Annotated in this window: 22 protein-coding genes; 8 read left to right on the top strand and 14 right to left on the bottom strand. The window is 72.9% G+C overall.

Annotated elements, in window-relative coordinates; all coding sequences use genetic code 11:
• Together ACE3Q3_RS14250 and mdoH are read left to right on the top strand one after the other, a co-directional pair.
• Positions 1-1,056: glucan biosynthesis protein (locus tag ACE3Q3_RS14250; protein WP_374447101.1), on the top strand; the 1,056-nt coding region annotated here is incomplete at its 5' end.
• On the top strand, positions 1,044-3,239 hold the full coding sequence (mdoH, locus tag ACE3Q3_RS14255; RefSeq protein WP_374447102.1) for a glucans biosynthesis glucosyltransferase MdoH: 2,196 nt from the start codon (positions 1,044-1,046) through the stop codon (positions 3,237-3,239). The genes ACE3Q3_RS14250 and mdoH, both read left to right, overlap by 13 nt.
• Here the strand turns inward: mdoH and ACE3Q3_RS14260 are convergent.
• Positions 3,175-4,038: an oxaloacetate decarboxylase gene (locus tag ACE3Q3_RS14260; RefSeq protein WP_374447104.1), complete on the bottom strand. Its 864-nt coding sequence runs from the start codon at positions 4,036-4,038 to the stop codon at positions 3,175-3,177. The two genes, mdoH and ACE3Q3_RS14260, sit on opposite strands and share 65 nt — an antisense overlap.
• A 10-nt stretch (positions 4,039-4,048) precedes the next feature.
• Positions 4,049-4,702: a glutathione S-transferase family protein gene (locus tag ACE3Q3_RS14265; protein WP_374447106.1), complete on the bottom strand. Its 654-nt coding sequence runs from the start codon at positions 4,700-4,702 to the stop codon at positions 4,049-4,051.
• 136 nt (positions 4,703-4,838) lie between these two features.
• Here ACE3Q3_RS14265 and ACE3Q3_RS14270 point away from each other — a divergent pair, with 136 nt between their 5' ends.
• From ACE3Q3_RS14270 to ACE3Q3_RS14280, 3 genes are all read left to right on the top strand, one after another.
• Positions 4,839-6,224 (top strand): M17 family metallopeptidase, encoded by a 1,386-nt coding sequence (locus ACE3Q3_RS14270; protein ID WP_374447137.1) that lies wholly within the window; start codon positions 4,839-4,841, stop codon positions 6,222-6,224.
• On the top strand, positions 6,224-7,852 hold the full coding sequence (locus ACE3Q3_RS14275; protein WP_374447107.1) for a murein L,D-transpeptidase: 1,629 nt from the start codon (positions 6,224-6,226) through the stop codon (positions 7,850-7,852). Before ACE3Q3_RS14270 ends, ACE3Q3_RS14275 begins: the two co-directional genes overlap by 1 nt.
• Positions 7,853-7,994: 142 nt before the next feature.
• Positions 7,995-8,573: a DUF882 domain-containing protein gene (locus tag ACE3Q3_RS14280; RefSeq protein ID WP_374447109.1), complete on the top strand. Its 579-nt coding sequence runs from the start codon at positions 7,995-7,997 to the stop codon at positions 8,571-8,573.
• A 57-nt stretch (positions 8,574-8,630) separates the two neighbouring features.
• Here the strand turns inward: ACE3Q3_RS14280 and ACE3Q3_RS14285 are convergent, their stop codons facing one another.
• Positions 8,631-9,764, bottom strand: coding sequence for a murein transglycosylase A (locus ACE3Q3_RS14285; protein WP_374447111.1), 1,134 nt, complete (start codon positions 9,762-9,764; stop codon positions 8,631-8,633).
• 144 nt (positions 9,765-9,908) lie between these two features.
• On the opposite strand from ACE3Q3_RS14285, the gene ACE3Q3_RS14290 reads away from it, so the two are divergent.
• Positions 9,909-10,454, top strand: coding sequence for an N-acetyltransferase family protein (locus ACE3Q3_RS14290; protein WP_374447112.1), 546 nt, complete (start codon positions 9,909-9,911; stop codon positions 10,452-10,454).
• A gap of 45 nt (positions 10,455-10,499) precedes the next feature.
• Here ACE3Q3_RS14290 and ACE3Q3_RS14295 read toward each other — a convergent pair whose 3' ends face one another.
• Positions 10,500-10,892, bottom strand: coding sequence for a hypothetical protein (locus tag ACE3Q3_RS14295; RefSeq protein WP_374447114.1), 393 nt, complete (start codon positions 10,890-10,892; stop codon positions 10,500-10,502).
• 87 nt (positions 10,893-10,979) lie between these two features.
• Entirely contained in the window at positions 10,980-12,833 is a 1,854-nt protein-coding gene (locus ACE3Q3_RS14300; protein WP_374447116.1) for an ABC transporter ATP-binding protein, read from the bottom strand.
• A gap of 29 nt (positions 12,834-12,862) precedes the next feature.
• On the opposite strand from ACE3Q3_RS14300, the gene thyX reads away from it, so the two are divergent.
• Positions 12,863-13,798 (top strand): FAD-dependent thymidylate synthase, encoded by a 936-nt coding sequence (thyX, locus tag ACE3Q3_RS14305; protein WP_374447117.1) that lies wholly within the window; start codon positions 12,863-12,865, stop codon positions 13,796-13,798.
• 65 nt (positions 13,799-13,863) lie between these two features.
• Entirely contained in the window at positions 13,864-14,505 is a 642-nt protein-coding gene (locus ACE3Q3_RS14310; protein ID WP_374447140.1) for a murein L,D-transpeptidase family protein, read from the top strand.
• A gap of 18 nt (positions 14,506-14,523) precedes the next feature.
• On the opposite strand, the gene ACE3Q3_RS14315 is transcribed toward ACE3Q3_RS14310, so the two are convergent.
• From ACE3Q3_RS14315 to ACE3Q3_RS14355, 9 genes are all read right to left on the bottom strand, one after another.
• The gene (locus ACE3Q3_RS14315) at positions 14,524-15,561 is read right to left on the bottom strand and encodes a sensor histidine kinase (protein ID WP_374447118.1); all 1,038 of its coding nucleotides are present in this window, start codon (positions 15,559-15,561) and stop codon (positions 14,524-14,526) included.
• Positions 15,562-15,563: 2 nt separating this feature from the next.
• Entirely contained in the window at positions 15,564-16,010 is a 447-nt protein-coding gene (locus ACE3Q3_RS14320) for a response regulator (protein WP_374447121.1), read from the bottom strand.
• A gap of 11 nt (positions 16,011-16,021) precedes the next feature.
• The gene (locus ACE3Q3_RS14325) at positions 16,022-17,515 is read right to left on the bottom strand and encodes a CHASE3 domain-containing protein (protein ID WP_374447124.1); all 1,494 of its coding nucleotides are present in this window, start codon (positions 17,513-17,515) and stop codon (positions 16,022-16,024) included.
• 28 nt (positions 17,516-17,543) lie between these two features.
• Positions 17,544-18,380: an endonuclease/exonuclease/phosphatase family protein gene (locus tag ACE3Q3_RS14330; protein WP_374447126.1), complete on the bottom strand. Its 837-nt coding sequence runs from the start codon at positions 18,378-18,380 to the stop codon at positions 17,544-17,546.
• 100 nt (positions 18,381-18,480) lie between these two features.
• Positions 18,481-20,265 carry a PAS domain-containing protein gene (locus ACE3Q3_RS14335; protein WP_374447129.1) on the bottom strand — a complete coding sequence of 595 codons (1,785 nt, stop codon included), beginning with the start codon at positions 20,263-20,265 and terminating at the stop codon, positions 18,481-18,483.
• On the bottom strand, positions 20,262-21,752 hold the full coding sequence (locus ACE3Q3_RS14340) for a TolC family protein (RefSeq protein ID WP_374447130.1): 1,491 nt from the start codon (positions 21,750-21,752) through the stop codon (positions 20,262-20,264). Before ACE3Q3_RS14340 ends, ACE3Q3_RS14335 begins: the two co-directional genes overlap by 4 nt.
• A gap of 5 nt (positions 21,753-21,757) precedes the next feature.
• Positions 21,758-22,933 carry an ABC transporter permease gene (locus ACE3Q3_RS14345; protein ID WP_374447131.1) on the bottom strand — a complete coding sequence of 392 codons (1,176 nt, stop codon included), beginning with the start codon at positions 22,931-22,933 and terminating at the stop codon, positions 21,758-21,760.
• Entirely contained in the window at positions 22,930-23,667 is a 738-nt protein-coding gene (locus tag ACE3Q3_RS14350; RefSeq protein WP_374447133.1) for an ABC transporter ATP-binding protein, read from the bottom strand. Before ACE3Q3_RS14350 ends, ACE3Q3_RS14345 begins: the two co-directional genes overlap by 4 nt.
• A 94-nt stretch (positions 23,668-23,761) precedes the next feature.
• A partial coding sequence (locus ACE3Q3_RS14355) for a carbohydrate ABC transporter permease (protein WP_374447135.1) occupies positions 23,762-24,284 on the bottom strand: 523 nt, incomplete at its 5' end.

Here is a 24,284-nt window from a genome sequence, read left to right on the forward strand (position 1 = left end):
TATTTCGACGAGGTCTGCGCCTTCCTCGGCGCCAGCTATTTCCGCGCCATCGCCAAGAACCACATCTACGGGCTGAGCGCGCGCGGGCTGGCGATCCGGACCGCCGACCCGGCCGGCGAGGAGTTCCCGCTCTTCACCACCTTCTGGCTCGAGCGGCCGGCGGGCGAGGCGGGTGCCGTCACCGTCCATGCCCTGCTCGACAGCCGCAGCACCACCGGCGCCTTCCGTTTTGTCGTCCGCCCCGGCGAGGCGACGATCTTCGACGTCGAGATGGCGCTCTATCCGCGCGTCGCGATCGCCCAGGTCGGCATCGCGCCGCTGACCAGCATGTTTCTTTTCGCCGCCAATGACCGGGCCGGAATCGACGACTACCGACCGGCCGTCCACGACAGCGAGGGGCTGTCGCTGTGGACCGGGCGGGGCGAGCAGATCTGGCGACCGCTCGCCAATCCGGCCGAACTCCAGGTGAGCGCCTTCGCCGACGAGGATCCCCGCGGCTTCGGCCTGATGCAGCGCCAGCGCGATTTCGGCGGCTACAAGGACCTCGAGGCGCGCTACGACCGTCGTCCCAGCCTGTGGATCGAGCCGCTCGGCAAGTGGGGCAAGGGGGCGGTCCATCTGGTCGAGATCCCGACCGACCGCGAGATCCACGACAATATCGCCGTCTTCTGGCGGCCGGAGGCGCCGCTGGCGGCCGGCAGCGAGGTCCAGTTCGCCTACCGCATGCACTGGTGCTGGCAGGCGCCGTGGAAGTCCGACCTGGCGCCGGTCACCGACTCCCGGGTCGGCCGCAGCCTCGCCAGCCGCCACCGGCTCTTCGTCGTCGAGGTGGTGGGCGACCGGCTGCGGCGCGAGGTCCCCGATCGGCGGGCGAAGGTCACTGCCGATCGCGGCCGGCTGCACAACGTCGTCGCGCAGCCGAACCCGGTCACCGGGGGATGGCGCATCAGCTTCGAACTGGAACCCGAGGGCGCGCGCAGCGTCGAGTTGCGCGCGCAACTGATGGAGGGCGACCAGCCGGCATCGGAGGTCTGGCTCTACCGATGGACGGCGTGATGCCGGCCGGGCTGCGGCGGCCGGCCCTGCCGCCGGAGGCGCCGCTGGCGATGCCGCGGCAGGATCTCCGGCGCCCGCCCCCGGCCGAGGCGCCGCCCGCGTCGCCGGCGGTGCGGGTCGCCCGGCTGCTCGTCATCGGCGGCGCCGCCGGGCTGACGGCGGTCGGCGCGTTCGAGATGTTCGAGGCGCTGTCGCCGGGCGGGATGACGGTCCTGGAATGGGCGGTGCTCGGCCTCTTCGTCGCGCTCTTCGCCTGGATCGCGCTTGCCTTCACCAGCGCCGTGGCCGGCTTCGTCGCGACCGTCGCCGGCGGCGCCCCGCCGCCGCCCGTGCCGGCCGTGCTCCACCGTCGCACCGCGATCCTGATGCCGACCTACAACGAGGATCCGGCGCGCATCATGGCGGCGCTGCAGGCGATCGACGAGGCGCTCAGCGCCGGCGGCCACGGCCATGCCTTCGACATCTTCGTCCTCAGCGACACCACCGACCCGGACGCCTGGATCGCCGAGGAGCGCGCCTTCCTGGACCTGCGTGCCCGCACCGGCGGCGACGATCGCATCTTCTACCGCCGCCGCCCGCGCAACCGGGAGCGCAAGGCCGGCAACATCCAGGACTGGGTCGAGCGCTTCGGCGGCGCCTACGACCACATGCTGGTGCTCGACGCCGACAGCGTCATGACGGCCGAGGCGATCCTCGGCCTCGCCGCCGCCATGGAGACCGACCCGCGGGCGGGCCTCGTCCAGACCCTGCCGATCCTGGTCGGCGGGCGCACGCTCTTCGCCCGGATGCAGCAGTTCGCCGGTCGCGTCTACGGCCCCCTGATCGCCCGCGGCATCGCCGCCTGGCACGGGTCCGAGGGCAATTTCTGGGGGCACAACGCGATCATCCGCACCCGCGCCTTCGCTGCGGCGGCCGGCCTGCCGCATCTCGGCGGCCGCAAGCCCTTCGGCGGCCATGTCCTCAGCCATGATTTCGTCGAGGCGGCGCTGCTGCGGCGCGCCGGGTGGGCGGTGCGCATGGTGCCGTCCTGGCCCGGCAGCTACGAGGAGGGGCCGCCATCCTTGACCGACCTCGCCATCCGCGACCGCCGCTGGTGCCAGGGCAACCTCCAACACGCCGCAGTGCTGCCCGCGCGCGGCCTGCACTGGGTCAGCCGGATGCACCTCCTGATGGGCATCGGCTCCTACGCCACCGCGCCGCTCTGGCTCGCCTTCCTGCTGGCCGGCATCCTGATCGCGCTGCAGGCGCGCTTCGTCCGGCCCGAATACTTCCCGGCCGGGGCGACGCTCTTCCCGCAATGGCCGGTCCAGGACCCGGTCCGCGCGATGTGGGTGCTGGCCGGAACCATGGGCCTGCTGCTGGCGCCGAAGCTGCTCGCCGGGCTGGCGCTGCTGCGGGATGCGCGGGCGCGCCGGGCGGCCGGCGGCGGGACCCGCATCCTCGCCGGCATCGCCCTCGAGACGGTGCTGGCGGGGCTGCTGGCGCCGGTGACGATGCTGAGCCAGAGCGCCGCCGTGGTCTCGATCCTGGCCGGGCGCGACGGCGGCTGGCAGCCGCAGCGGCGCGACGACGGCTCGGTGCCCCTGGGCCAGCTGGCCCGGCGCTACGCCGCGCACACCGCGATCGGCCTCCTGCTCGGCGCCGGCGCCTGGGCGGTCTCGCCGCACCTGCTCCTGTGGATGTCGCCGGTGGTGGCGGGCCTCGCGCTGGCGATCCCGCTGGTGGCGCTGGCCGCCAGCACCACGGCCGGGCAGCGGCTCGCCGCGGCCGGCCTGTGGCGCACGCCGGAGGAGGTGGCGCCGCCGGCGGAACTGCGCCGCGCCGCCGAACTGCGGCGCCAACTGGCCGGAATTGCTGCGCCGGCCGACGCGCCGGCCGCGCTCGCCGGCGATCCCGACCTGCTCGACGCGCACCGCCGGATGCTGCCGCCCGTCGCAAGGCCCCGTCCGGACGCGATCGACGCGGCGCTTGCCGTCGCCCGGGCCCGCATCGCCGCGGCGGCGAGCCGGGAGGAACTGCTGCCGGCCCTGTCGCGCGCCGAGCGGCTGGCGGTGCTGGGCGACGCCGATGCCCTCGACCGGCTGCTGGCGCTGCCGGCCACCGCCGGCGGGCCCGATGTCAGCCGGCCAGCCAGTCCTGCTGCCAGCGCCGGTGATCGTCTTCGCGCGTCACCCGTTTCATGAGGTCGGCCGGGGCGAGGCCCGGCAGGCGGTCGGGGTCGGCGCCTTCGCGGATCGCCTTCAGGGCGGCATAGGTCGCCTGGACGGCGGCCGCGAACGGCTGGTGGCCGAGGAGGGCGACGCGGACCCCGTTGGCGGCGAGCCAGGCCGGGTCGCGGAGCGCGGGCGGCGTACCGCCCAGCATCAGCGGCAGGCGGACCGCCGCCCGGATCGCCTCCAGTTCCGCCTTGGCCTTGATGCCGACGAAGAAGAGGGCATCGACGCCCGCCGCCTCGTAGGCCCGGGCCCGGGCGATCGCGTCCTCGACTCCGGTCACCTGTACGGCGCTGGTGCGGCCGACGATGACGAGGGACGGGTCCTGGCGGCCGGCCAGCGCCGCCTTCATCTTGCCGACGCCCTCGGCGATCGGCACCAGCCGGGTGCTGCCCAGCGTGCCGAACGGCTGCGGCAGGTCGGTGTCCTCGATGGTGAGGGCGGCGACGCCGGCCGACTCCAGTTCCTCGACCGTGCGCTTGACGTTGAGCGCGTTGCCGTAGCCGTGGTCGGCGTCGACCATCAGCGGCAGCCCGCCGGCGCGGTTGATGCGGTAGGCCTGCTGGGCGAACTCGGTCAGCGTCAGGGTGATGAGGTCGGGGGCGCCGATCACCGACATCGACCCGATCGAGCCGGCGAACATGCCGATCTCGAACCCGAGATCCTCGGCGATCCGGGCCGAGATGGCGTCGTAGACCGAGCCCGGATGAAAGCAGCGATCGGCGGCGAGAACGGCGCGGAAGCGCTCGCGGCGGGGCGTCCAGTGCATGGCCGGGGGCTCAGAACTCGGCCGACGGGATGATCATCGGCTCCTTGCGGGCGGCCTGGAGCCATTCCTGCACCGCCGGATGGGCCCAGACGGCGTCGCTGTAGGCCTGGCCGACCTCGTCCATCTCGATCTTGTAGGTGCGGAAGCGGCTGCACACCGGGGCGTACATGGCGTCGGCGATCGAGAACTCGCCGAAGAGGAACTCGCCCGAGCCGCCGAAGCGGCGCCGGCAGTCGCGCCAGATGGCGGCGATGCGGTTGATGTCGGCCTGCGCGGCGGCCGTCGGGAAGCGGTCGGAGAAGGTGCTGCGCATGTTCATCGGGAAATGCGACCGGAGGGCCGCGAACCCGGAATGCATCTCGGCCGAGACCGAGCGGGCCATCGCGCGTGCGGTCGCGTCGGCGGGCCACAGGCCGGCCTCGGGCGCCTGCTCGGCGAGATACTCCCCGATCGCCAGGCTGTCCCAGATCGTGCGGTCGCCGTGGCGGATGGCCGGGACGGTGCCGGACGGCGAGTGGCGCAGGATGGTCTCGCGCGTGGTCGGCTCGTCGAGGGCGATCACGACCTCGTCGAACGCGATCCCGCTCTGCTTGACCATCAGCCATCCCCGCAGCGACCACGAGGAATAGTTCTTGTTGCCGATGTAGATCGTCAGGTCCGCCACGGCTCGCGCCCCCTCTCGTTGGCGAGGAGGCAGTTAGAGGAAAGCTGCGACCGGACGCAACCGTGACTTCGGCGGCGGCTCGGGGTAGAGGTTGGCGCGATTCCGACCGCAACTCCCGAGTCCGACGCCCGTGTCCATGCACGCCCTCGCCACAGAAGCCCTCGTCGACGGCGCCGCCGCGCCGATCCGCCTCGTTCCCGTCGCGGAGTCCGCATTTCCGGTCTGGCTCGAGACGGCGCCGGGCGCGACCCGGCAATGGGCGGCGGCCAACGGCCTCAAGGGCGAGGCCGGGCGCCACCTGGCCATCCCGGGCGCGGGCGGAGCGGTCGCCGAGATCGTCGTGGTCTACGACCCCGCGCAGCCCCTGTGGGCGCTGGCGGGCCTGCCCGACGGCCTGCCCGAGGGCGACTACGCGCTGGGCGGCGACCCGGACGGGGGGCTGGCGACGCAGATGGCGGCCGGCTGGGCGATCGGCGCCTATGCCTTCACCCGCTACCGCAAGCGCCGGCGCGCGCCGGCCCGCCTCGTCTGGCCGGCGGCGGCCGACCGCGCCGAGGCGACGCGGCTCGCCGAGGCGGTCTGGCTGGTCCGCGATCTCGTGAACACGCCGGCCGAGGACCTCGCGCCGGCCGACCTCGCCCAGGCGGCAGTCGCGCTCGGACACCGGCACGGGGCCGAGGTGCGGGTGCTGACGGGCGACGAACTGCTGGCGCAGAACTACCCGATGGTTCACGCCGTCGGTCGCGGGTCGAGCCGGGCGCCCTGCCTCGTCGACCTCACCTGGGGCGATCCGGCGGCGCCGAAGGTGACCCTGGTCGGCAAGGGCGTGTGCTTCGACTCGGGCGGCTACGACCTCAAGCCGGCCGCCGGCATGAAGCTGATGAAGAAGGACATGGGCGGCTCGGCCAACGTGCTCGGGCTGGCCAGCCTGCTGATGGCCGGCCAGCGGAAGATCCGCCTGCGCGTGCTGGTCCCGGCGGTCGAGAACCTCGTCTCCGGCAACGCCTTCAAGCCGCTCGACGTCATCCCGACCCGCAAGGGGCTGACGGTCGAGATCGGCAACACCGACGCCGAGGGCCGGCTCATCCTCTGCGATCCGCTCGCCGAAGCCGATTCCGAGAAGCCCGAGATCCTGATCGACATGGCGACGCTCACCGGAGCGGCGCGGGTCGCGGTCGGGCCCGACCTGCCGGCCATGTTCTGCAACGACGAGCGCCTCGCGGCCGACATCCAGGCGGCCGCCGCCGCCACCGGCGACCCGGTGTGGCGGATGCCGCTGTGGAAGCCCTACCGCAAGTGGCTGGACAGCAAGGTCGCCGACATCAACAACGTGTCGGAGAGCCCCTTCGCCGGCTCGATCACGGCCGCCCTCTACCTCCAGGAGTTCGTCTCGCCGACGACGCCCTGGGTGCATTTCGACATGTTCGCCTGGAACGCCTCGGCGCGTCCCGGCCGCCCCGAGGGCGGCGAGGCGCAGGCGATCCGTGCCCTCGACCGGATGATCGCGGACCGCTTCGGCTGATGCGCCTTCCCCATCGCCTCCTGCTTGCGGGCGGCCTGCTCCTCGCCGCCCTTCTCGGTTCTCCACCCGCGGCCCGCGCCGACATCGCCGCGGCAGTGCCGGCGGCCCTGTCCCAGCCCGATGGCGGCGCGACCGCCGCGGTGCGGAGTGCGGTTGCCGACGCCTACCGGGCCCGGCGCAACCGGCCGCTCTGGGTCGACTCGGCCGAACGGGCGGCGGCGCTCCGCGACCTGCTGCGCGGCGCAGCCACCGACGGGCTCGACGCCCGCACCTATCTGGCCGCGGTCGAGCCGCGCTGGGGCGGCCGCGGCGACGCGGCGCTGGCCCAGCTCGACGTGGCGCTGACCCGGTCGCTCGCCCTCTACGCCCACGACCTGTGGTACGGCCGGCCCGACGCGAAGGTCGTCGACGAGAGCCTGACCCGGCGTCACGAGCGGCTCGACCTCGCGAAGTTCCTGACGGGCGCGGCCCATGCGGAGCCCGCCGCGCTCGCCCGGATGGTCGACGGGCTGCGGCCGCCGCACCCGCAATACGCCAGGTTGCGCGCGGCGCTCGCCCGCCTCGATGCCCAGAAGGAGCCGACCGAGAAGGCCATCGCCGACGGTCCGATCCTGCGTCCGGGCGTGCGCGACCCGCGGGTCGTGCCGGTCCGCGAGCGCATGGAGGCGGAGGGCGAGTGGTCGGACGAGGAAGAGCTCGCCTTCGCCACGCCCAGCTACGGCGAGGGCGGCGACTGGGCCCGCTACGACGAGGGGCTGACCCGCTCCGTCCGCAGCTTCCAGCGCCGGCTGGCCCTGCTCGACGACGGTCTCGTCGGCGGGCGGACGCTGTGGGCGCTCAACATGGACGACCGCGAGCGCCGGCGCATCGTCATCGAGAACATGGAGCGGCTGCGCTGGCTGCCGCGCCGGCTGGAGGCCGACCACATCATCGTCAACATGGCCGGCTACGACCTGACGGTGACGCGCGGCGGCCAGCAGGCGATGACGATGAAGGTGGTGGTCGGCCGGCCCTACCGGCAGACGCCGATCATGCGCAGCGACATCACCGACCTCGTCCTCAACCCGTTCTGGAACGCGCCGGAGAAGCTGGCGCGCGAGGATCTGTTCCCGAAGCTCCGCAGCAACCCCGGCTATTTCGCCGAGAAGGGCTACCGGGTGCTGGCGGGATGGAGCCAGTCGGCGCCCGAAGTGCCGCTGTCGATGGTCGACGGCGCCCAGCTCAGCTCGCCGATGGGGCCGGTGCGGGTGCGCCAGGACCCCGGCCCGAAGAATGCGCTCGGCCGCATCAAGTTCAACATGGCGAACCGGCACGCGATCTATCTCCACGACACGCCGGACCGCCACCTCTTCAAGCGCAGCGCGCGCAACTTCAGTTCCGGCTGCATCCGGCTGGAGAAGCCGATCGAACTGGCAGAACTCTTGCTTTCCACCCAGCCGGACTGGCCGCCGGAACGCCTGGCGGCGGCGATCGACGTCGGGGAGACCCGCACCGTCGCCTTGCGCAAGCGCTGGCCGGTCTATCTCGTCTACCAGACCGCCTGGGTCGACGATTCGGGGGCCTTGGTGGTTCGTGACGACATCTACGGGCTGCGCGCCGGCGGCCCGGACGACAAGAAGGAGGGCTGAGCACCAGACACGACACCGGGCGACCCCGTTCCAGGGGATCGCCCCGCGGCCCGTCATCGCTGGGGGGCATGACGCCAGGGCCGCCCGCCGCCTCCGTTCCCGGGGTGCGGCGTCATCCGAAAAGCTTGGGGAGAGCTGTTTCATGACAGACCAGCCGAACGACTTCGGCGGCATGGGGATGCCGTCGCGTCGTCGACTGCTCGGCGGCCTGGCGGCCAGCCTGGCCGTCATCGTCGCCCGCCCGGCGCTCGCCGTCGTGGCCGAGGGCAGACCGGATCGCCGGTTGCACCTCTACAACGTCAACACCCTGGAAACCATCGACGTCGCCTATTTCCGCGACGGCCGCTACCAGCCCGACGCCCTCCAGCAGTTGAGCCGGTTCCTGCGCGACTACCGTTCGGGGCGGGTCGCGCGGATGGACCCCGGCGTCTACGACTATCTGCACGACCTCCAGGAGGCGGTCCGCGTCGACGACGCGCAGCCGACGAAGATCGTCTCCGGCTACCGGTCGCCCGAGACCAACGGCGCCCGGCGGCGGCGCGACCGGTCGGTCGCCCGCGACAGCTACCACACGCGCGGGCAGGCGCTCGACGTCGTGCTGCCGGACCGCAACCTGCTCGCGGTGCGGGCGGTCGCGGTCAAGCTGGAACGGGGTGGCGTCGGCGCCTATCCGCGGGCCGGCTTCCTCCACCTCGACGTCGGGCCGGCGCGCTCCTGGTAGCCTTGCCCCGGCCCCGGCCGCCGCACCCCCCTTGGTGCGGCCGTCGGCGGCGGGGACCTACCGGGACGCGGAGATCCCGAGCGTGCGCTGGCGCGGCACCAGCATCCAGGCCCGGCCGCGGGCGCGCATCGCTCCGGCCGCGGCCGCCGCCTCGTCGCCGACCCCCCAGAAGAGATCGCCCCGCACCGGGCCCTTGATCGCGCCGCCGGTGTCCTGGGCGACGACGAGCCGGCGGACGATGCCGCCGACGGTCGGCGCGTCGGCGAGGTCGACCCAGACCGGCACGCCGAGCGGCACGTTCCGGGGGTCGACGGCGAGGCTCCGCCCGGCCGTCAGCGGCACGCCCATGGCGCCACGGGCGCCGACCGTGTCCTTGAGCCGGAAGAAGATGTGGCTCTGGTTGGTCGCCTTCAGGGTCCGCATGCGGTGCGGATTGCGGCGCATCCAGTCGCGGATGGCGGCCATCGAGACGGCCTCGTTGTCGAGTTCGCCCCAGCGCACGAGCGCCCGGCCGACGGGATAGTAGGGATGGCCGTTCTGGCCGGCATACTCGACGCCGACCACGGTTCCGTCGGTCAGGCGCACCCGGCCCGAGCCCTGGATCTCCAGAAAGAAGGCATCGACCGGGTCGTCGACCCACAGCAGTTCCAGCCCGCGGCGGGCGAGCGCACCGTTCTGGATTTCGCCGCGGGTCGGCATCCGCCGCATCTTGGGCGGCATGCGGTAGAGCGGCGTGTCGAACTTGGCGGTGCGGGTGCGCGAGCCGCGCAGTTCCGGCTCGTAGTAGCCGGTGAAGAGCCCGCTCTCGCCGCCCCCCAGCGCCAGCGGCTGGAACCACTGCTCGAAGAAGCGGCGGGCGGCCGCCGGCCCGGCCGGCACCTGCTCCGCAGCGCGGCACGGCTCGACCCAGTCGGAGACGCGGCCCGCCAGGCCGTCGGGGCCGAGCGGGTAGCTCGCGGGCTGCCGCAACAGCCGCACGCAGGACTGGCGGAAGGCGGCGACCGCGGCGCTGGCGTCGTCCTCGGCCCAGCCCGGCAGCGGCGCGTAGCTGGCGTCGATGACGACGCCGCCCGCGGTCACCACCGGCCGTCCGCCGGCCGCGCCCGCGCCCCGGCCCGTCTCGCCGGCTCCGCAGGCGGCGAGCGCCGCCATCAGCCCGGCCGCCGCCGCCGTGCGCCACCATCCCGCCATGTTCGTCTGCCCCCCAGCGTCCCCGAGTCGCCCTGCCGGCGAAGATACCGTCCCGCCGCCGCCGACAGAACCGTCCGCGCGCTCGCAGCGACCCACCGCGTCGGAGCCGGGTCCGTCCCGGCGGCCCAAGACGGAGGAAGCGACATGCAGTTCGACGACTACCGGATCCGGAAGGCGACGGCGGCCGACATCGCCGCCGTCCGGGAGATGCAGGCGCGCTCGATGCGCACGCTGGGCGGCCGGTTCTACGGCGTCGACGCGGTCGAGCGCTTCCTCGCCCAGGTCGGCACCATGGACGACCGCGTCGTCGACGAGGGGCACTACTTCATCGCGATCGACCGCGCCGGGCGACCGGTCGGCAGCGGCGGCTGGTCGCGCCAGCGCCCGGCCTATGCCGGCGAGGGACCGGCGATGCTGCCGACCGCCCTGGCGACGGTGCGCAGCGTCTTCGTCTGCCCCGACCATGCGCGCCGCGGCGTCGCCACCCGGATCATGGCGCTGGCCGAGGAGGATGCCGTGCTGTTCGGGGTCGAGCACATGCGGCTGGCCGCGACGCTCTCCGGCATTCCGCTCTACGAGGCGCTCGGCTGGCGCCGGGTCCGGCCCTACGCCATCCGGCTCACGGACGGCACGCGGCTCGACTGCCTGGAGATGGAGAAGGGGCTCGTCCGCAACGATCTCGCCGCCTGACGGCCGGCGGCCGCGGGGCCGCCGGAGCGCAGGCCGGACGGTCTGTCAGTGCTGCGGCAGCATCCGGTCGGCGCGCAGGAAGTAGGTCCGGGCGTGGGCGACGATCTGGTTGTCGGTCGGGTGGTCGAGCGTCTCGACGCCGACGATCCGGTCGGCGAGCGCCGGGACCGCCTCGTGCACGTACTTCAGGAGCTCGAGCTTCGCCTGGCCCGGGCCGACGACCAGGATCTCGGGGGCGTTCTTCACCGCGTCGACGATCGCCTGCAGGAACTCGCGGTCGGGCGGGCTCCGGCGACCCATCAGGTGCCCCTTGCCATGGCGGAGATTGCCGTGCTGGCCGTGGGCATGCAGCACCGTGCGGTCGGCCTGATCCGGGTTGAAGGCGAAGATCCGGGCTTCGTGGTGGTCGAGCCAGACGACGGCGTGGTGGTGGGTCATGACGGTCTCCGTAGGGTCGGCGGGACGATGGCGCCGGCGGGGGCGGACCGGCATTGACCTGGGTCAAGGCCGGGCGCCCGGTTAGTATCAGTCGGCGGCCTGCGCCGCCACGGCGTCGGCGCCGAGAAACCCGCCCGACTGCCGCCGCCACAGCCCGGCATAGATGCCGCCGGCCGCCACCAGCTCGGCATGCGTCCCGATCTCGACGATCCGGCCGCGGTCCATGACGACGAGCCGGTCCATGCGGGCGATCGTCGACAGCCGGTGGGCGATGGCGATCACGGTCTTGCCCGCCATCAGCTCGTCGAGATCCTCCTGGATCGCCGCCTCGACCTCGGAATCGAGGGCCGAGGTCGCCTCGTCGAGGACCAGGATGGGCGCGTCCTTCAGCAGCACGCGGGCGATCGCCACCCGCTGCCGCTGCCCGCCCGAGAGCTTGACGCCGCGCTCGCCGACATGGGCCGAGAGCCCGGTGCGGCCCTGCGGGTCGACGAGATCGGGGATGAAGAGGTCGGCATGGGCGCGCGCCGCCGCGTCGGCGATCATGGCGTCGTCCGCATCCGGCCGCCCGTAGCGGATGTTGTCGCGGACCGAGCGGTGCAGCAGCGAGGTGTCCTGCGTCACCACGCCGATGGCGGCGCGCAGGCTCTCCTGCGTCACCCGGGCGATGTCCTGGCCGTCGATCAGGATGCGGCCGCCTTCCAGGTCGTGGAACCGCAGCAGCAGGTTGACCAGCGTCGACTTGCCGGCCCCGGACCGCCCGACCAGCCCCAGCCGCTCGCCCGGCCGCACCGTGAGCGACAGTTCCTCGATGACGCCCGTCGGCCGGCCGTAATGGAAGCGGACGCGGTCGAAGACGATGCCGCCCGCCGTCACCCGCAGTTCCTGCGCGTCCGGCCGGTCGACGACCGTGTGCGGGCGCGCCAGCGTCTCCATGCCCTCCTGGACGACGCCGACATTCTCGAAGATGCCGGTCACCACCCACATGATCCAGCCGGACATGTTGTAGATGCGGATGGCGAGGCCCGAGGTCAGCGCGATCGCACCCTGGGTGACGGCTCCGTGGCTCCACAGCCAGACCGCAAGGCCGACGGTCGTGCCGATCAGGGCGCAGTTCAGGGCCGAGATGATGCCGCTCATGATCGTGACCAGCCGCACCTGGGCGCGCACCGCGTCGGTGTTGCGCTCGACCGCCCGGCGGACATAGGCGTCCTCGCGCTCGGCATGGGCGAAGAGCTTGACCGTGCTGATGTTGGTGTAGCTGTCGACGATCCGGCCGGTCAGTGCCGATCGCGTCTCCGAGGCGGCGCGGGCGCGCTCGCGCACCCGCGGCACCATCACGAGGAGAGTCGTCGCGTAGAGGACGATCCACACCGAGAGCGGCAGCGCCAGCAGCGGGTCCGCCTCGGCGAAGAGGACGATGGCGCTGGCGGCATAGACGACGACGAACCAGACCGAGCCGACGACCTCCATCACCGATTCGCGCAGGGACACGCCGGTCTGCAGCACGCGGGTCGCCAGCCGGCCGGCGAAGTCGTTCTGGAAGAAGGCGAGGCTCTGGCGGACGAGGTAGCGGTGGCCCTGCCAGCGCACGAGGCTGGTCAGGCTCGGGACCACGGTCTGGCGGACGATCATGTCGTGGACGAGGCCCAGCGCCGGCCGCAGCACCAGCACCACCGCCGCCATGCCGAGCAGGCTCCAGCCATGCTCGGCGAAGAAGCGCGCCGGCTCGGTGTCCTTCAAGAGGTCGATGATGCGCGCGATGTAGCGGAACATCGCGACCTCGAGCAGCGCCACCGCGCCGCCGGTGACCAGGAGTGCGGCGAAGACCGGCCAGACCTGGCCGACGAAATGCCAGTAGAAGGCCGCCAGTCCGGCCGGCGGCTGGGCCACGGGGGCGGGCCGGAAGGGGTCGATGCGGCGCTCGAACCAGGCGAACATGGCGGCCTTGTATGATACAGGTTGGGCCGATGGCGCTCACCGACCACCAGCAGCGGGAAATCGCGGAAGCCCGCGCCGACTCCCGACCGACCCTCCGGCCGACCGTGCCGGCCCTGGAGGAGATCCTCTACGAACCGTTGCCGGTCCTCGACCACGGCTTCGTCCGGGTCGTCGACTACATGGGCGACGACGCCGCCGTCGTCCAGGCCGCGCGCGTCTCCTACGGGCGCGGCACGCGCAAGGTCAGCGAGGATCGCGGGCTCATCAACTACCTGATGCGCCACCGGCACACCACGCCCTTCGAGATGTGCGAGATCAAGTTCCATGTGAAGCTCCCGGTGTTCGTCGCGCGGCAGTGGATCCGCCACCGCACGGCGAACGTGAACGAGTATTCCGCCCGCTACTCGGTCCTCGACCGCGAGTTCTACGTCCCGGCCCCGGAGCAACTGGCGGCGCAGTCGGCGGTCAACCGGCAGGGGCGGGGCGCGGTGCTGACCGGCCCCGAGGCCGAGCGCGTGCTGGCGATCCTGCGCGACGACGCGGCGCGCACCTACGACCACTATCTCTGGATGCTGAACGAGGCGGAGGACGGCAACGCCGCCGATCCGGACCGCGCCGGGCTGGCGCGCGAGCTGGCGCGGATGAACCTGACGCTCAACGTCTACACCCAGTGGTACTGGAAGACCGACCTGCACAATCTCCTGCATTTCCTGTCGTTGCGCGCCGATCCGCATGCGCAGTATGAAATCCGGGTCTATGCCGAGGCGATGATGGAGGCGGTGCGCCGGTGGGTGCCGCTGGTGTACGACGCCTTCCTCGACTACCGCCTCGGCGCGGCCACCCTGTCGGGGCGGATGCTGGCGGTGGTACGGCGCCTGCTCGCCGGCGAGACGGTGGACCAGGCGGCGAGCGGCCTCGGACCGCGCGAATGGCGGGAACTGATGGCGACGCTGGACCGCTCCTAGAGGTGGGATCGGGGGCGAGGGGCGCGAGAATCGGGTCGGGGGCGATGCGGAATCTGGTGTTTGCGATGGTCGCGGCGGTGCTCGCCGCCTGCGTCGACCGGCCCGTCACCGTCGGCCAGCCGCCGGCGGCCGAAACCGTCCGCGGCGAACAGACCGCGGCGCTGACCGCGGGATCGTTCGCGGCGCCGGCCCATGCGGTGCGCTACGACATCGCGGCCCCGCCGCCCCTGCCGCGCTTCCGTCTCGCCAGCCTGACCCCGCCCGACGCCGCGCCGCTGCCGCCGATGGCCGACCGGATCGTCGTCCACAAGATGGACCGCCGCCTCGAACTGATGCGCGACGGCCAGCCGATTCGCACCTACCGGGTCGACCTCGGCTGGCAGACGCTCGGGCACAAGCAGCACGAGGGCGACGGGCGGACCCCGGAGGGGGTCTACCAGATCGAGGGCCGCAACGACCGCAGCGGCTTCCACCGCGCCCTCAAGATTTCCTACCCGAACGCCGAGGACCGGGCGCGCGCCCGGGCGCGCGGCCTGTCGCCGGGCGGCCTCATCATGATCCACGGCCAGCCCAACAACCCGCGCTCGTGGGAGCGCGCGCAGAAGAAGCGCGACTGGACGGAGGGCTGCATCGCCGTCCGCAACGCCGAGATCGAGGAGATCTGGGCGATGGTCGCGGACGGGACCGAGATCGAGATCCGCCCCTGAGGGGCGCGCGGTCGGGGGCTACAGGGCGAAATCGAGCACGACGCGCGTGCCGCGGTGGGTCGCGTCGAAGCGGGCGGTCGTCCGCAGCGCGGTCGCCATCGCCTTGACGATGCGCGAGCCGAGCCCGGTGCCGCGCGGCTGGCCATCGCCGGTCCAGCCGATGCCGTCGTCCTCCACCACCAGCGACAGGCCGTCCGGCTCCTGCCGGTGGACGCGGACGCGGATCTCGCCCGAGGTCCCGGCGGGATAGGCATACTTGTAGGCATTGGTGACGAGTTCGGTGACGACCACCCCGATCGACACCGCCTTGTCGGTCGGCACGCGGACGGTTTCGGCCTCGAGCCGGATCGGATGGTCGCGGCCGCCGGCCCGCATCGCCGCCTGGAGTTCCTCGACGAGGCTCCGGAGATAGGCGTCGATCTCGACCACGCGCACGTCGTCGGTGGTGTAGAGCCGCCGATGCAGGCCGGCGATGGCGTTGATGCGCGCCTGCATCTCCTCCAGCGCCGCCTTGGCGGCCGGGTCCTGGAGCGTCTGCGCCTGCATGAAGGCGAGGCCGGCGACCAGCGCCAGGCTGTTGGCGACCCGGTGGTTGACCTCGCGCAGCAGCATTTCGGCGCGGTCGCGCGCGGCTCGGGTCTCGGCTTCGGCCGCCTCCTTGGCGCGGTGGAGGCGCTCGGTCTCCAGCGCCTGGCCGGCGGCCTCCGCCAGGAGTTCGCGGAAGGTGCCCTCGACGTCCTTCCAGACATAGTCGGCGGCGCCGGCCTTGAGCGCGGCGACGGCGACGCGGCTGTCCTCCGAGCCGGTGACGTAGACGACCGGCGGGGCGTCGGGGAGGGTCCGGATGCGCGGCAGCAGGTCGAGGCCGGTTTCCCCCGGCATGTGGTGGTCGAGCGCCACGACGTCGATCCCGCCGGCGGCGATGCGGGCGAGGCCCGCGGCGCCGTCGCTGGCGTGCTCGAAGGCGAAGCCCCGCGCCTCCAGCGTCCGCCGGACGAGGCGCGCGATCGCCGGATCGTCGTCGATGTAGAGGAGGCGCGGGCGCGGCTCGCTCACGGTCAGTCGATCTCCGGGACCTGCATCACCGCGAAGAACAGGCCGAGCTGGCGGATGGCGTTGGCGAACGCCTCGTAGTTGACCGGCTTGGTGATGTAGACGTTGGCACCGAGGTCGTAGCAGCGCTGGATCTCGCGCTGGTCGTCGGTCGTGGTCAGGACCACGACGGGCGAGCGGCGGGTGTGCGGGTTGGCCTTGACCTTGGCCAGGATGTCGACGCCGGTCATGTCCGGCAGGTTGAGGTCGAGCAGGATGAGCAGGCCGCGCCCGGCGCTGACCTGGCCCGAACCGTCCGCGCCGAACAGGTAGGCGAGTGCGCTGGTGCCGTCGGCGAAGGGCACGATCTCGTTGTGGACCCCGGCACGGCGGATGTTCTTCTCGATGAGGCGCGCGTGCCCCTCGTCGTCCTCGATCATGACGATGGTCACGGCCTGGGCGGCTGCGTTCATGGCGGGTTCCTTCAGGCGGGCGGCTTGGCGGCGAAGCCGGCAGCCTTGCGCGGTAGAATTACTCTAAACGTGGTGCCGCGACCAAGCGCCGACGCGACCGTGACGTCGCCGCCGAGGCGCCGGGCGAGCGTCCGGACATGGGCGAGGCCGATGCCTTCGCCGGGCCGGTCCTGGGTGCCGGAGCGGCGGAAGAGCTCGAAGATCCGCTCGTGGTCCTGCGGGGCGATGCCGCGGCCGTTGTCCTCGACCTCGTAGACGGCGCGGGCGCCTTCCATGCGTCCGCGCACGACGATCCGGCCGGGCCGCGCCGGGTCGAGATACTTGACGGCATTGTCGACGAGATTGCCGAAGATCTGCTCGACCGCGAGCCGGTCGGAGACGAGGTCCGGCACCGGCTTCTCGACCGCGATCGCGCCATCGCCCGCCTGCAGCTGGTGCTGCACGCCGGCGGCGACGGCGTCGAGCAGGGCCGTCATGTCGACCCGCTCGGCGGCGAGCGTCCGCCGGCCCTCGCGCGAGAGCTTCAGGATGGCGTTGATGAGCCGGTCCATGCGCGTGGTCGAGCTGCGGATGAAGCGCAGGGCCTCGGGCAGGTCTTCGAACGCGGCCTGGCGCGCCTCGGCCGCGAGTTCCGGCCCGGCGGCCGCCTCCGTCGCCTCGACGTGGCGCTGGAGGGTCGCGAGGCAGACCTCGAGCTCGCTGGTGAAGCCCATGACGTTGACCAGCGGCGCCCGCAGGTCGTGGCTGACGATGTAGGCGAAGCGCTGGATCTCGTCGTTGGCGCGCGCCAGCTCGGAGGTCCGCTCGGCGACCCGCTCCTCGAGGCTGAAATTGAGCTCCAGCACCTCCTGCCGGGCCCGGACGAGGTCGCGGGCGTAGCGCGCGGAAACCCACACCGAGCCGAGGGCCAGCAGCGCGATCGCGAGCGCGCCGGCGAGCACGGTCCAGTTGAGGAAATCGGCGCTCGCCCGGGTGGCGGCGATGTCGCCGGCGATCCGCTCGTCGATGGCGCGGAGCTGCTCCTGGAGGGCCCGGCGCAGGCCGTCCATGGTCTCGCGGCCCTGGTCGGTGCGCACCAGCGCGACCGCCTCGTCGCTGCGGCCGGCGCGGACCAGCGTGATCGTCGCTTCGAGTTCCGCGAGCTTGCGGTCGATCAGGGCGCGGATGCGCTCGAGGAGCAGCCGCTTGGCCGGCCGCGACCGCGTCTGCTCGTGCAGCCAGGCGAGCTGGTCGGCGAGCCGCGCCCGAGCGTCCTCGTAGGGCAGCAGATAGCGCTCGTCGGCAGTGATGACGAAGCCCCGCTGGCCGGTCTCGGCATCCTGCACCGAACCGAGCAGGGCGCTGGTGCGGGCACGGAGCTGCTGGGCGGCGATCAGATCCTCGGCATGGTCGGACGTCTGCTCGACGAGCCAGACCGAGGCGCCGACGATCGCGAGGAGGGCCAGCGCGCCCGCCACCAGGATGGCGACGGTCGCGCGGGCATAGACGGCACTGGTGATCGGCATCGGGGCCCGCGGGCTGTGAAGGCGCCCCTCAGGCGAGTTCCAGCAGCACCGGCTGGTGGTCCGACACCTGGGTCGCGGTATCGTAGACGAGATTGCGGACGCGCGGCGCCAGATCCTCGGTGACCAGGACGTAGTCGCTGGTGTGTGGCGGCTTGTGCAACTGCTCGTAGATACAGAAGGAGTGCGGATGCGGGACGTCGCCATGGGCGACCGTCCAGGCGTCCCGGAAGGCCGGTACGCCGTCCCCGAACGGGTCGAGCAGCGCCCTGAGGATCGGCTCGTCCGGCGTCATGTTGAAGTCGCCCGTCAGGATCGCGGACGGCGTCTGGACGTCCGGGTCGAAGGTGCCGTTGCCGGCCCTGGGCGGCCGCAGGGCGCGCTCGGCCGCCACCCGATGGGCGTCGCGGATCGTCGCCACCTGGGCCGAGCGCTGGTCGGCCGAGTAGAATTCGAGGTGCGTCGTCATCACCCGGACCGGGCCGAACGCGGCATGGACGACGGCCTCGATGACGAGGCGCGGCATCGAGCGGTGGCCGTCGGCGACCCAGGGGGCGGCGTGCCGCAGCACCCGGCCGACCGGCAGGCGCGACAGGATCATGTTGCCGAACCGCTTGCGCCCGCCCTTGCCGTCGGGCAGGTCGACGGCGACGCCCTCGATCGCGGTATGGCCGGGCAGCAGCGCCGCCAGCTCGGCGAACTGGTTCTCGCCGCGGCTCTGCTTCAGTTCGGGGAAATTGTCGGCGACCTCCTGGAGGCACAGGACGTCGAAATCGGCGATGCGGCGCGCATCGGCGACGACGCGCGCGAGGTCGAGCCGGCCGTCGATGCCGAGACCCCACTGGATGTTCCAGGTGATGAGCTTCATGCGGTCCTGCGCTTCCCTCGACGCGGATTGGTCCAGATATCCCCCGTGACTAGCGGTGGCGGCGGCGGGCATCAAGCCGGCTGCGGCCCGGTCCGTGTCGTCAGTGGGCGAGCACCACGTCGCCGGGAGCGAGGCCGGCCGTCACCTCGATCCCCTCCGGCAGGCTGACGCCGAGCGTCAGCGGCACTTCCCTCGGGTCGCCCTGGCCGCCGGGGCGGACGCGGGCGACCGGCCCGTTCGGGCCGCGACGGATGCGGTCGGGCGGCAGGAGCAGCGCCGCCGGGTTCTCGTAGAGGACGATCTCGAGCGCGGCCGACATCCCGATCCGCAGCCGCTCGCGGACCGCCTCGTCGAGCTCCCGGATGGTGACGAGGACGTCGAAGCGGGCGCGCGGCGTCCGGCCGCCGCGCTCCAGCGTCGCCTGCGAGGAGACCGCCTCGACCCGGCCGGCGAGTGCCCGGCCGCCGAACCCGGCACTGCGGACGGCGACGGCGAGGCCCGGCCGGACGCGGCCGACATCGACCTCGTCGACCTGGCCGCGGACGGCGAGGAACGACAGGTCACCGATCTCCAGGAGCGTCCGCCCCTGTTCGACGCGCGCCCCGACGGCCAGCTCGCGGCTGGCCGCCGCCTCGGCGCCGGCCGCCGTCGCCGGTGCCCGCGGCCGCAGCGCGACGCCGGACACCGGGGCCAGGATGCGTGCCGCGCCGAGCTGCTGCGTCAGTTCGGCCAGCTTCTCCTCGGCGGTGGCGGACTCCAGACGCGCGATCGTCACCTGGTCGGGCGAACCCTTGCGCAGGGTGGCCGCGAGGTCCTGCTCGGACGAGAAGACCTGGAGCTCGATCTGGCGCTGCTGCTGCAGGAGGCTGTCATGCTCCTGCCGGGCGATGATGCCGCGCTTCAGGAGGTCGCCCGCGGCCTGGACCTGCTGCTGGGTCCGCTCCAGGTTCTGCCGCATCTGCGCGAGCTGCCGCCGGGCGCGCTGCACCTCGTTGCCGCGCTCCCAGTCGCGGAGGTCGTCCAGCTTCTGGCGGGCGGTCATCGCCGCCGCCACCGCCTTGCGGCGTTCGCGCTCGATGTCGCCGCCGTCGAGCCGCAGCAGTTCGCGCCCCGCTTCGACCCGGGCGCCGTAGACGAAGTCGCGCGCCAGGATCTCGCCGGCGAAGGGGGCGGTGACCTCGACCACCTTGCCCGGCTCGATCGTCCCGGAAACGCTCACGGTCTGGCGCAGCGGTCGGGGTACCAGCGTCAGGCCGGGCGCCTCGCCGGGCGCGCCGGCGGCCGGGCGCGGCCGGGCGGGCGGCGCGTCGGCGGTCCAGGCGTACCAGCCGGCACCGCCGGCCGCCACGGCCGCGAGCAGCAGGCCGGCCAGCCCGAACCGGCGGACGCGGCGGCGGGTGTCGGCCAGCGTCTGCGTCTTCTCCTCGAGCCCGCGATAGGCCTCGGTCAGCTTCTCGTTGCGGACCCGCAGCTCTTCCGCCAGCCGCTGCTCGGAGGCCCGCAGGAGCGCCGTCTCGGTGACGTCGTCGATGACCAGGACGACGCCGCCGACCGTTCCCTGGCCGTCGCGGAGCAGGTTCGCCCGGAGGTCCAGCACCCGCCGCCGCTCGCCCTGGTACAGCTCGACCTGCCGGTGGTAGCGGCCGGAGGCGTCGTAGCTCGCCTCGACGATGGTGTCGGTCAGGTGCTCGTTGGCCGGGTCCTCGAGCAGGGTCGCGACCAGGCTCTGGCCGGTGATGGCCTCGCGGTCGAGGCCGATGATCCGCGCGGCCTGCTGGTTGATGGCGGTGACGCGGCCCTCGGGGTCGAGCGTGACGACGCCGCTCGTCATGCTCTCGACGACGTGGAGCGCGTGCTCGGCGCCGGGGCGGGGCGAGGCCGTCACATCGCCTCCACGCGCACGCCCCAGGCCGCGAGCGTGACGCCGAGCACGTCGTCGAGGGCGGTCAGGGCGTTGAGATAGCCGATGCGGGCATTCAGGAGGTCGGTGCGGGCCCGCACGAGGTCGTCCTCGAACGCCACCACCTGGAAGTTGGAGCTGCGGCCGGCGCGCAGCCGCTGCCGCTCGACGTCGAGCTTCTGTTCCGAGAGACGCACCGCCAGCTCCGCCAGACGCTGCGACTGCCAGCCGATCTCGACCTGGCGCAGCCCGTTGCGGACCTGCGCCTCGAGGCGCTGTTCCAGGTCGCGCAGCGCCAGTTCCTGCTGCTGCAGGGCGATGCGGGCGGAGACGGCGCGCGCCTGGTCGGAGAGGTTGGAGAGCGGGATCCGGAGCTCGAGGCCGAGGGTGAAGGCGGGCTCGGTCCGCACCGCCCGCCGCAGGGTCGCCCCGAAGGTCCGTTCGCCGGAATCGACCGAGGCGGCGGCGACGGCGTTGACCTCCCAGCGCAGCCCGTCCTCCGCCAGCCGCAGGTTGAGCCGGGCGATCTCGACCTGCAGATGGGACTGGCGATAGTCGGGGCGGTTGGTGCGCGCCGTCTCCAGCGACTGCCGCAGGTCGAAGGTGCGGCGCTCGATGCGCACTCCCTCCGTCGGCGTCAGGCCGACGGCCGTGTCGAGCGCCAGGATCTGCACCAGGTCGAGGCGGGCGGCGTCCAGCCCGTTGCGCGCGGACAAGAGCGCCAGTTCCTGGCGCGCGACGTTGGCCTCGCTCTGGACGATCTCGACCTCCGCCAGCCGGCCGGCGGCCACGAGCTGGCGATTGACCGCCATCAGGTCGACGGCGCGGCGCAGCGAGTCCTCGGCGATGCGCACCTGCTCGCCGGCCTGCATCAGCCGGCGATAGGCCTGGATCGCGAGCACGATGTTGCCGACGATGGCGCTCTCGGTGGCGAGCGCCTGGACGCGGCGGTTGATTCGCGCGATCTCCAGCGACGCGGTGGCGACGTCGCTGCCGGCACCGCGCAGCAGCGGCTGCAGGATGCCGATGTCGATGCCCTGGTCGAAGCGGTTGCCGTCGCGGTCGCGGCTGAAGCCGCCCGGCGCGGTGGCGACGATCCGCGTGCCGTAGGGCAGCGCCAGCGACACGCTGGGCGTCCAGCCGGCGGACAGCGTGGTCGCCGGGCGCGGGTCGCCCGGCGCCCGCTGCGGCCGCGAATAGCCGGCGGACCCGGCGAGGGCGAACTGCGGATTGAACTGGTCTTCCGCGACCCGGAGGTTGAAATCGTCGACCGCCCGGCTCAGCAGGACGCTGCGGACACTGCGGTTGTCGCGCAGCATCAGGGCGACCGCCTCCGAGAGGGAGATGGCGACCGTGCGCGGGGACGGGGCCTCGCCGGCGGCCGCGGCCGGCTGGGCGCGCAGGTCCGCGGTCGCCGCGGCCATCAGGGCGATGGTCGCCAGCACGCCGCTCAGGGCTGCCCGGGTCCGCATCGCCGTCATTCGTAGCGCAGCGCCTCGATCGGGTCGACGCGCGAGGCCTGGCGCGCCGGCAGGTAGCCGAAGAGCACGCCGACCAGCGCCGAGACGCCGGCGCCGAGCGGGATCGCCGCCATCGCCACCGTGAAGGTCCAGCCGGCGAAGTGCGCGGCGGCATAGGCGGTGCCGATGCCGATCGCGGTGCCGAGGACGCCGCCGGCCAGCGACAGGCACAGCGCCTCCACGAGGAACATCGTCACGATGGACCGCCGCCGCGCGCCGATCGCCATGCGGATGCCGATCTCGCGCCGCCGCTCGGTGACCGCCACCAGCATGACGTTCATCACCCCGACGCCGCCGACGATCAGCGAAATGCCGCCGATGGCGCCGAGCAGCAGCGTGTAGAGGCGCATCTGGCCCGCCATCTGGGCGATGATCTGCTCGGCGCTGCGCGCCTGCACGACGCGGCCGGGCGGGCCGCCGCGGAGCTGCGCCTCGGCCCCCTGGGCGAGCAGTCGGGGATCGGTGCCGGGTGCCGCCCGCAGCACGGCGCCGGTCAGCCCGGTGTCCGGGGCGATGCGCTGGAACGCCGGCACCGACATCAGCAGCGCCTTGTTCATGTCGATCGGGATCAACGGGTTGAGCGTCGCCGGCGCGAGGAGGCCGACGATCGTGAGGTAGAAGCCGTCCGGGCCGGCGATCCGGTCGCCCGGCCCCAGGGACAGGCCGGCCTGCCGCCAGTGCGCGGCGATGTCCCGGCCGGCGACGGCGAAGAGTTCGGCCGCGTCGAAGAAGGACGGCGCGCGGCCCTCGGCGACCGTCAGTTCGGCCGCGCGCAGGAAATCGGGGGTGGCGCCGATGAGCGCGCCATGCATCGGCGGCGCGCCCGGCAGGTCGAACTGCTCGCCGCGCTGGCCGTAGGCGGCGGCGACCCGGACGCCGGGCAGGCGGTCGGGGAGGCGGGTGATCTCGTCCGGCCGGAACCCGGCGGCCTCGCCGCTGCCGCGCGCGGAGAGCGTCACGAGGTCGGTGCCCATCGCCTCGAACTGGCGCAGCGCCTCCTGGCGGACGATGGCGCCGATATTGACCATCGCGATGACGGACCCGGTGCCGATGACGATGCCGAGCAGGGCCAGCAGCGAGCGCTGCTTGTTGCCGGCGAGGTTGCGGATCGCCTCGGAGAGGACGCGGATCATGCTGCCGTCCGTCGGCCGGCGTGCGCGAAGACGCCGCTGTCGTTGACCAGCCGGCCGTCGCTCATGACGACCCGCCGCGGGCATTGCTCCGCGACGTGCGGGTCGTGGGTGACGATGACGAGGGCCGTGCCGCGCTCGCGGTTCAGCTCCTGGAAGAGGCGCATGACCTCGGCACCGGTCCTGGTGTCGAGCGCGCCGGTCGGCTCGTCGGCCAGGACGAGGCGCGGCTCGCCGACGATGGCCCGCGCGATGGCGACGCGCTGCCGCTCGCCGCCGGACAGTTCCGCCGGCCGGTGGCCGGAGCGCTTGCCGAGGCCGACCCGCTCCAGCGCTGCCTGTGCCCGCCGCCGCCGCTCGGCATCCGGCACGGCGCGGTAGGTCAGCGGCAGCTCGACGTTCTCGCGCGCCGACAGGCGCGGCAGCAGGAAGAACTGCTGGAAGACGAAGCCGACGGTGCGGTTGCGGATCTCCGCCAGCGCGTCGGGCGAGGCGTCGGCCGTGTCGCGCCCGAGGATGCGGACCCGGCCCTGCGACGGGCGGTCGAGCAGGCCGATCATGTTCATCAGCGTCGTCTTGCCCGAACCGGAACTGCCCATGATCGACAGCACCTCGCCCGACCGGATGGCGAGCGTGACGCCCTTGACGATCGGGATGTCGACCGGCCCGACGCGATACGACTTGTGGACGTCGTCGAGCTCGAGCAGGCGCGGCTCGCCGTCGGATTCTGCGGGCACCGCCGCCATCGCGCTCTGGCTCCCCCCGGTCTCGGTTGCGCCTGCCCCCTCGCGCGAGTCTAGCCGCCGCCGAACGACCAGCCAACCGGCGGTTTCACCGGATGCCAGCGCGCATGAAGCTCTGCACGAACTGGCGCTGGAAGAGGAGGAAGGCGAGCAGCAGCGGGCCGGAGGTGAGGAGCGTGGCGGCGGTGATGATCGACCAGTCGATGCCCTGGTCGGTCGAGGAGAAGATCTGCAGGCCGACCGTGAGCGGCCGCGATTCGACCGAGTTGGTGACGATGAGCGGCCACAGGAAGTTGTTCCAGTGGTGGCTGACCGAGACGAGCCCGTAGGCGAGGTAGATGGGCCTGGCCAGCGGGACGTAGATGCGGAGCAGGATGCGCAGCGGACCCGCGCCCTCGACCCGGGCCGCCTCGTCGAGCTCCCGCGGCACCTGCTTGAAGGTCTGGCGCAGGAGGAAGATGCCGAAGGCCGAAGCGACATAGGGCAGCGCGATCGCCGGGATCGAATCGAGGATGCCGAGCCGCCCCATCGTCCGGTAGTTCTCGACGATGAGGATGTCCGGCATGACCATGAGCTGCATCAGCACCAGGAAGAAGGCGAGGTCGGCGCCG

The organism is Allostella sp. (assembly GCF_041913585.1).
GTDB lineage: Bacteria > Pseudomonadota > Alphaproteobacteria > ATCC43930 > Allostellaceae > Allostella.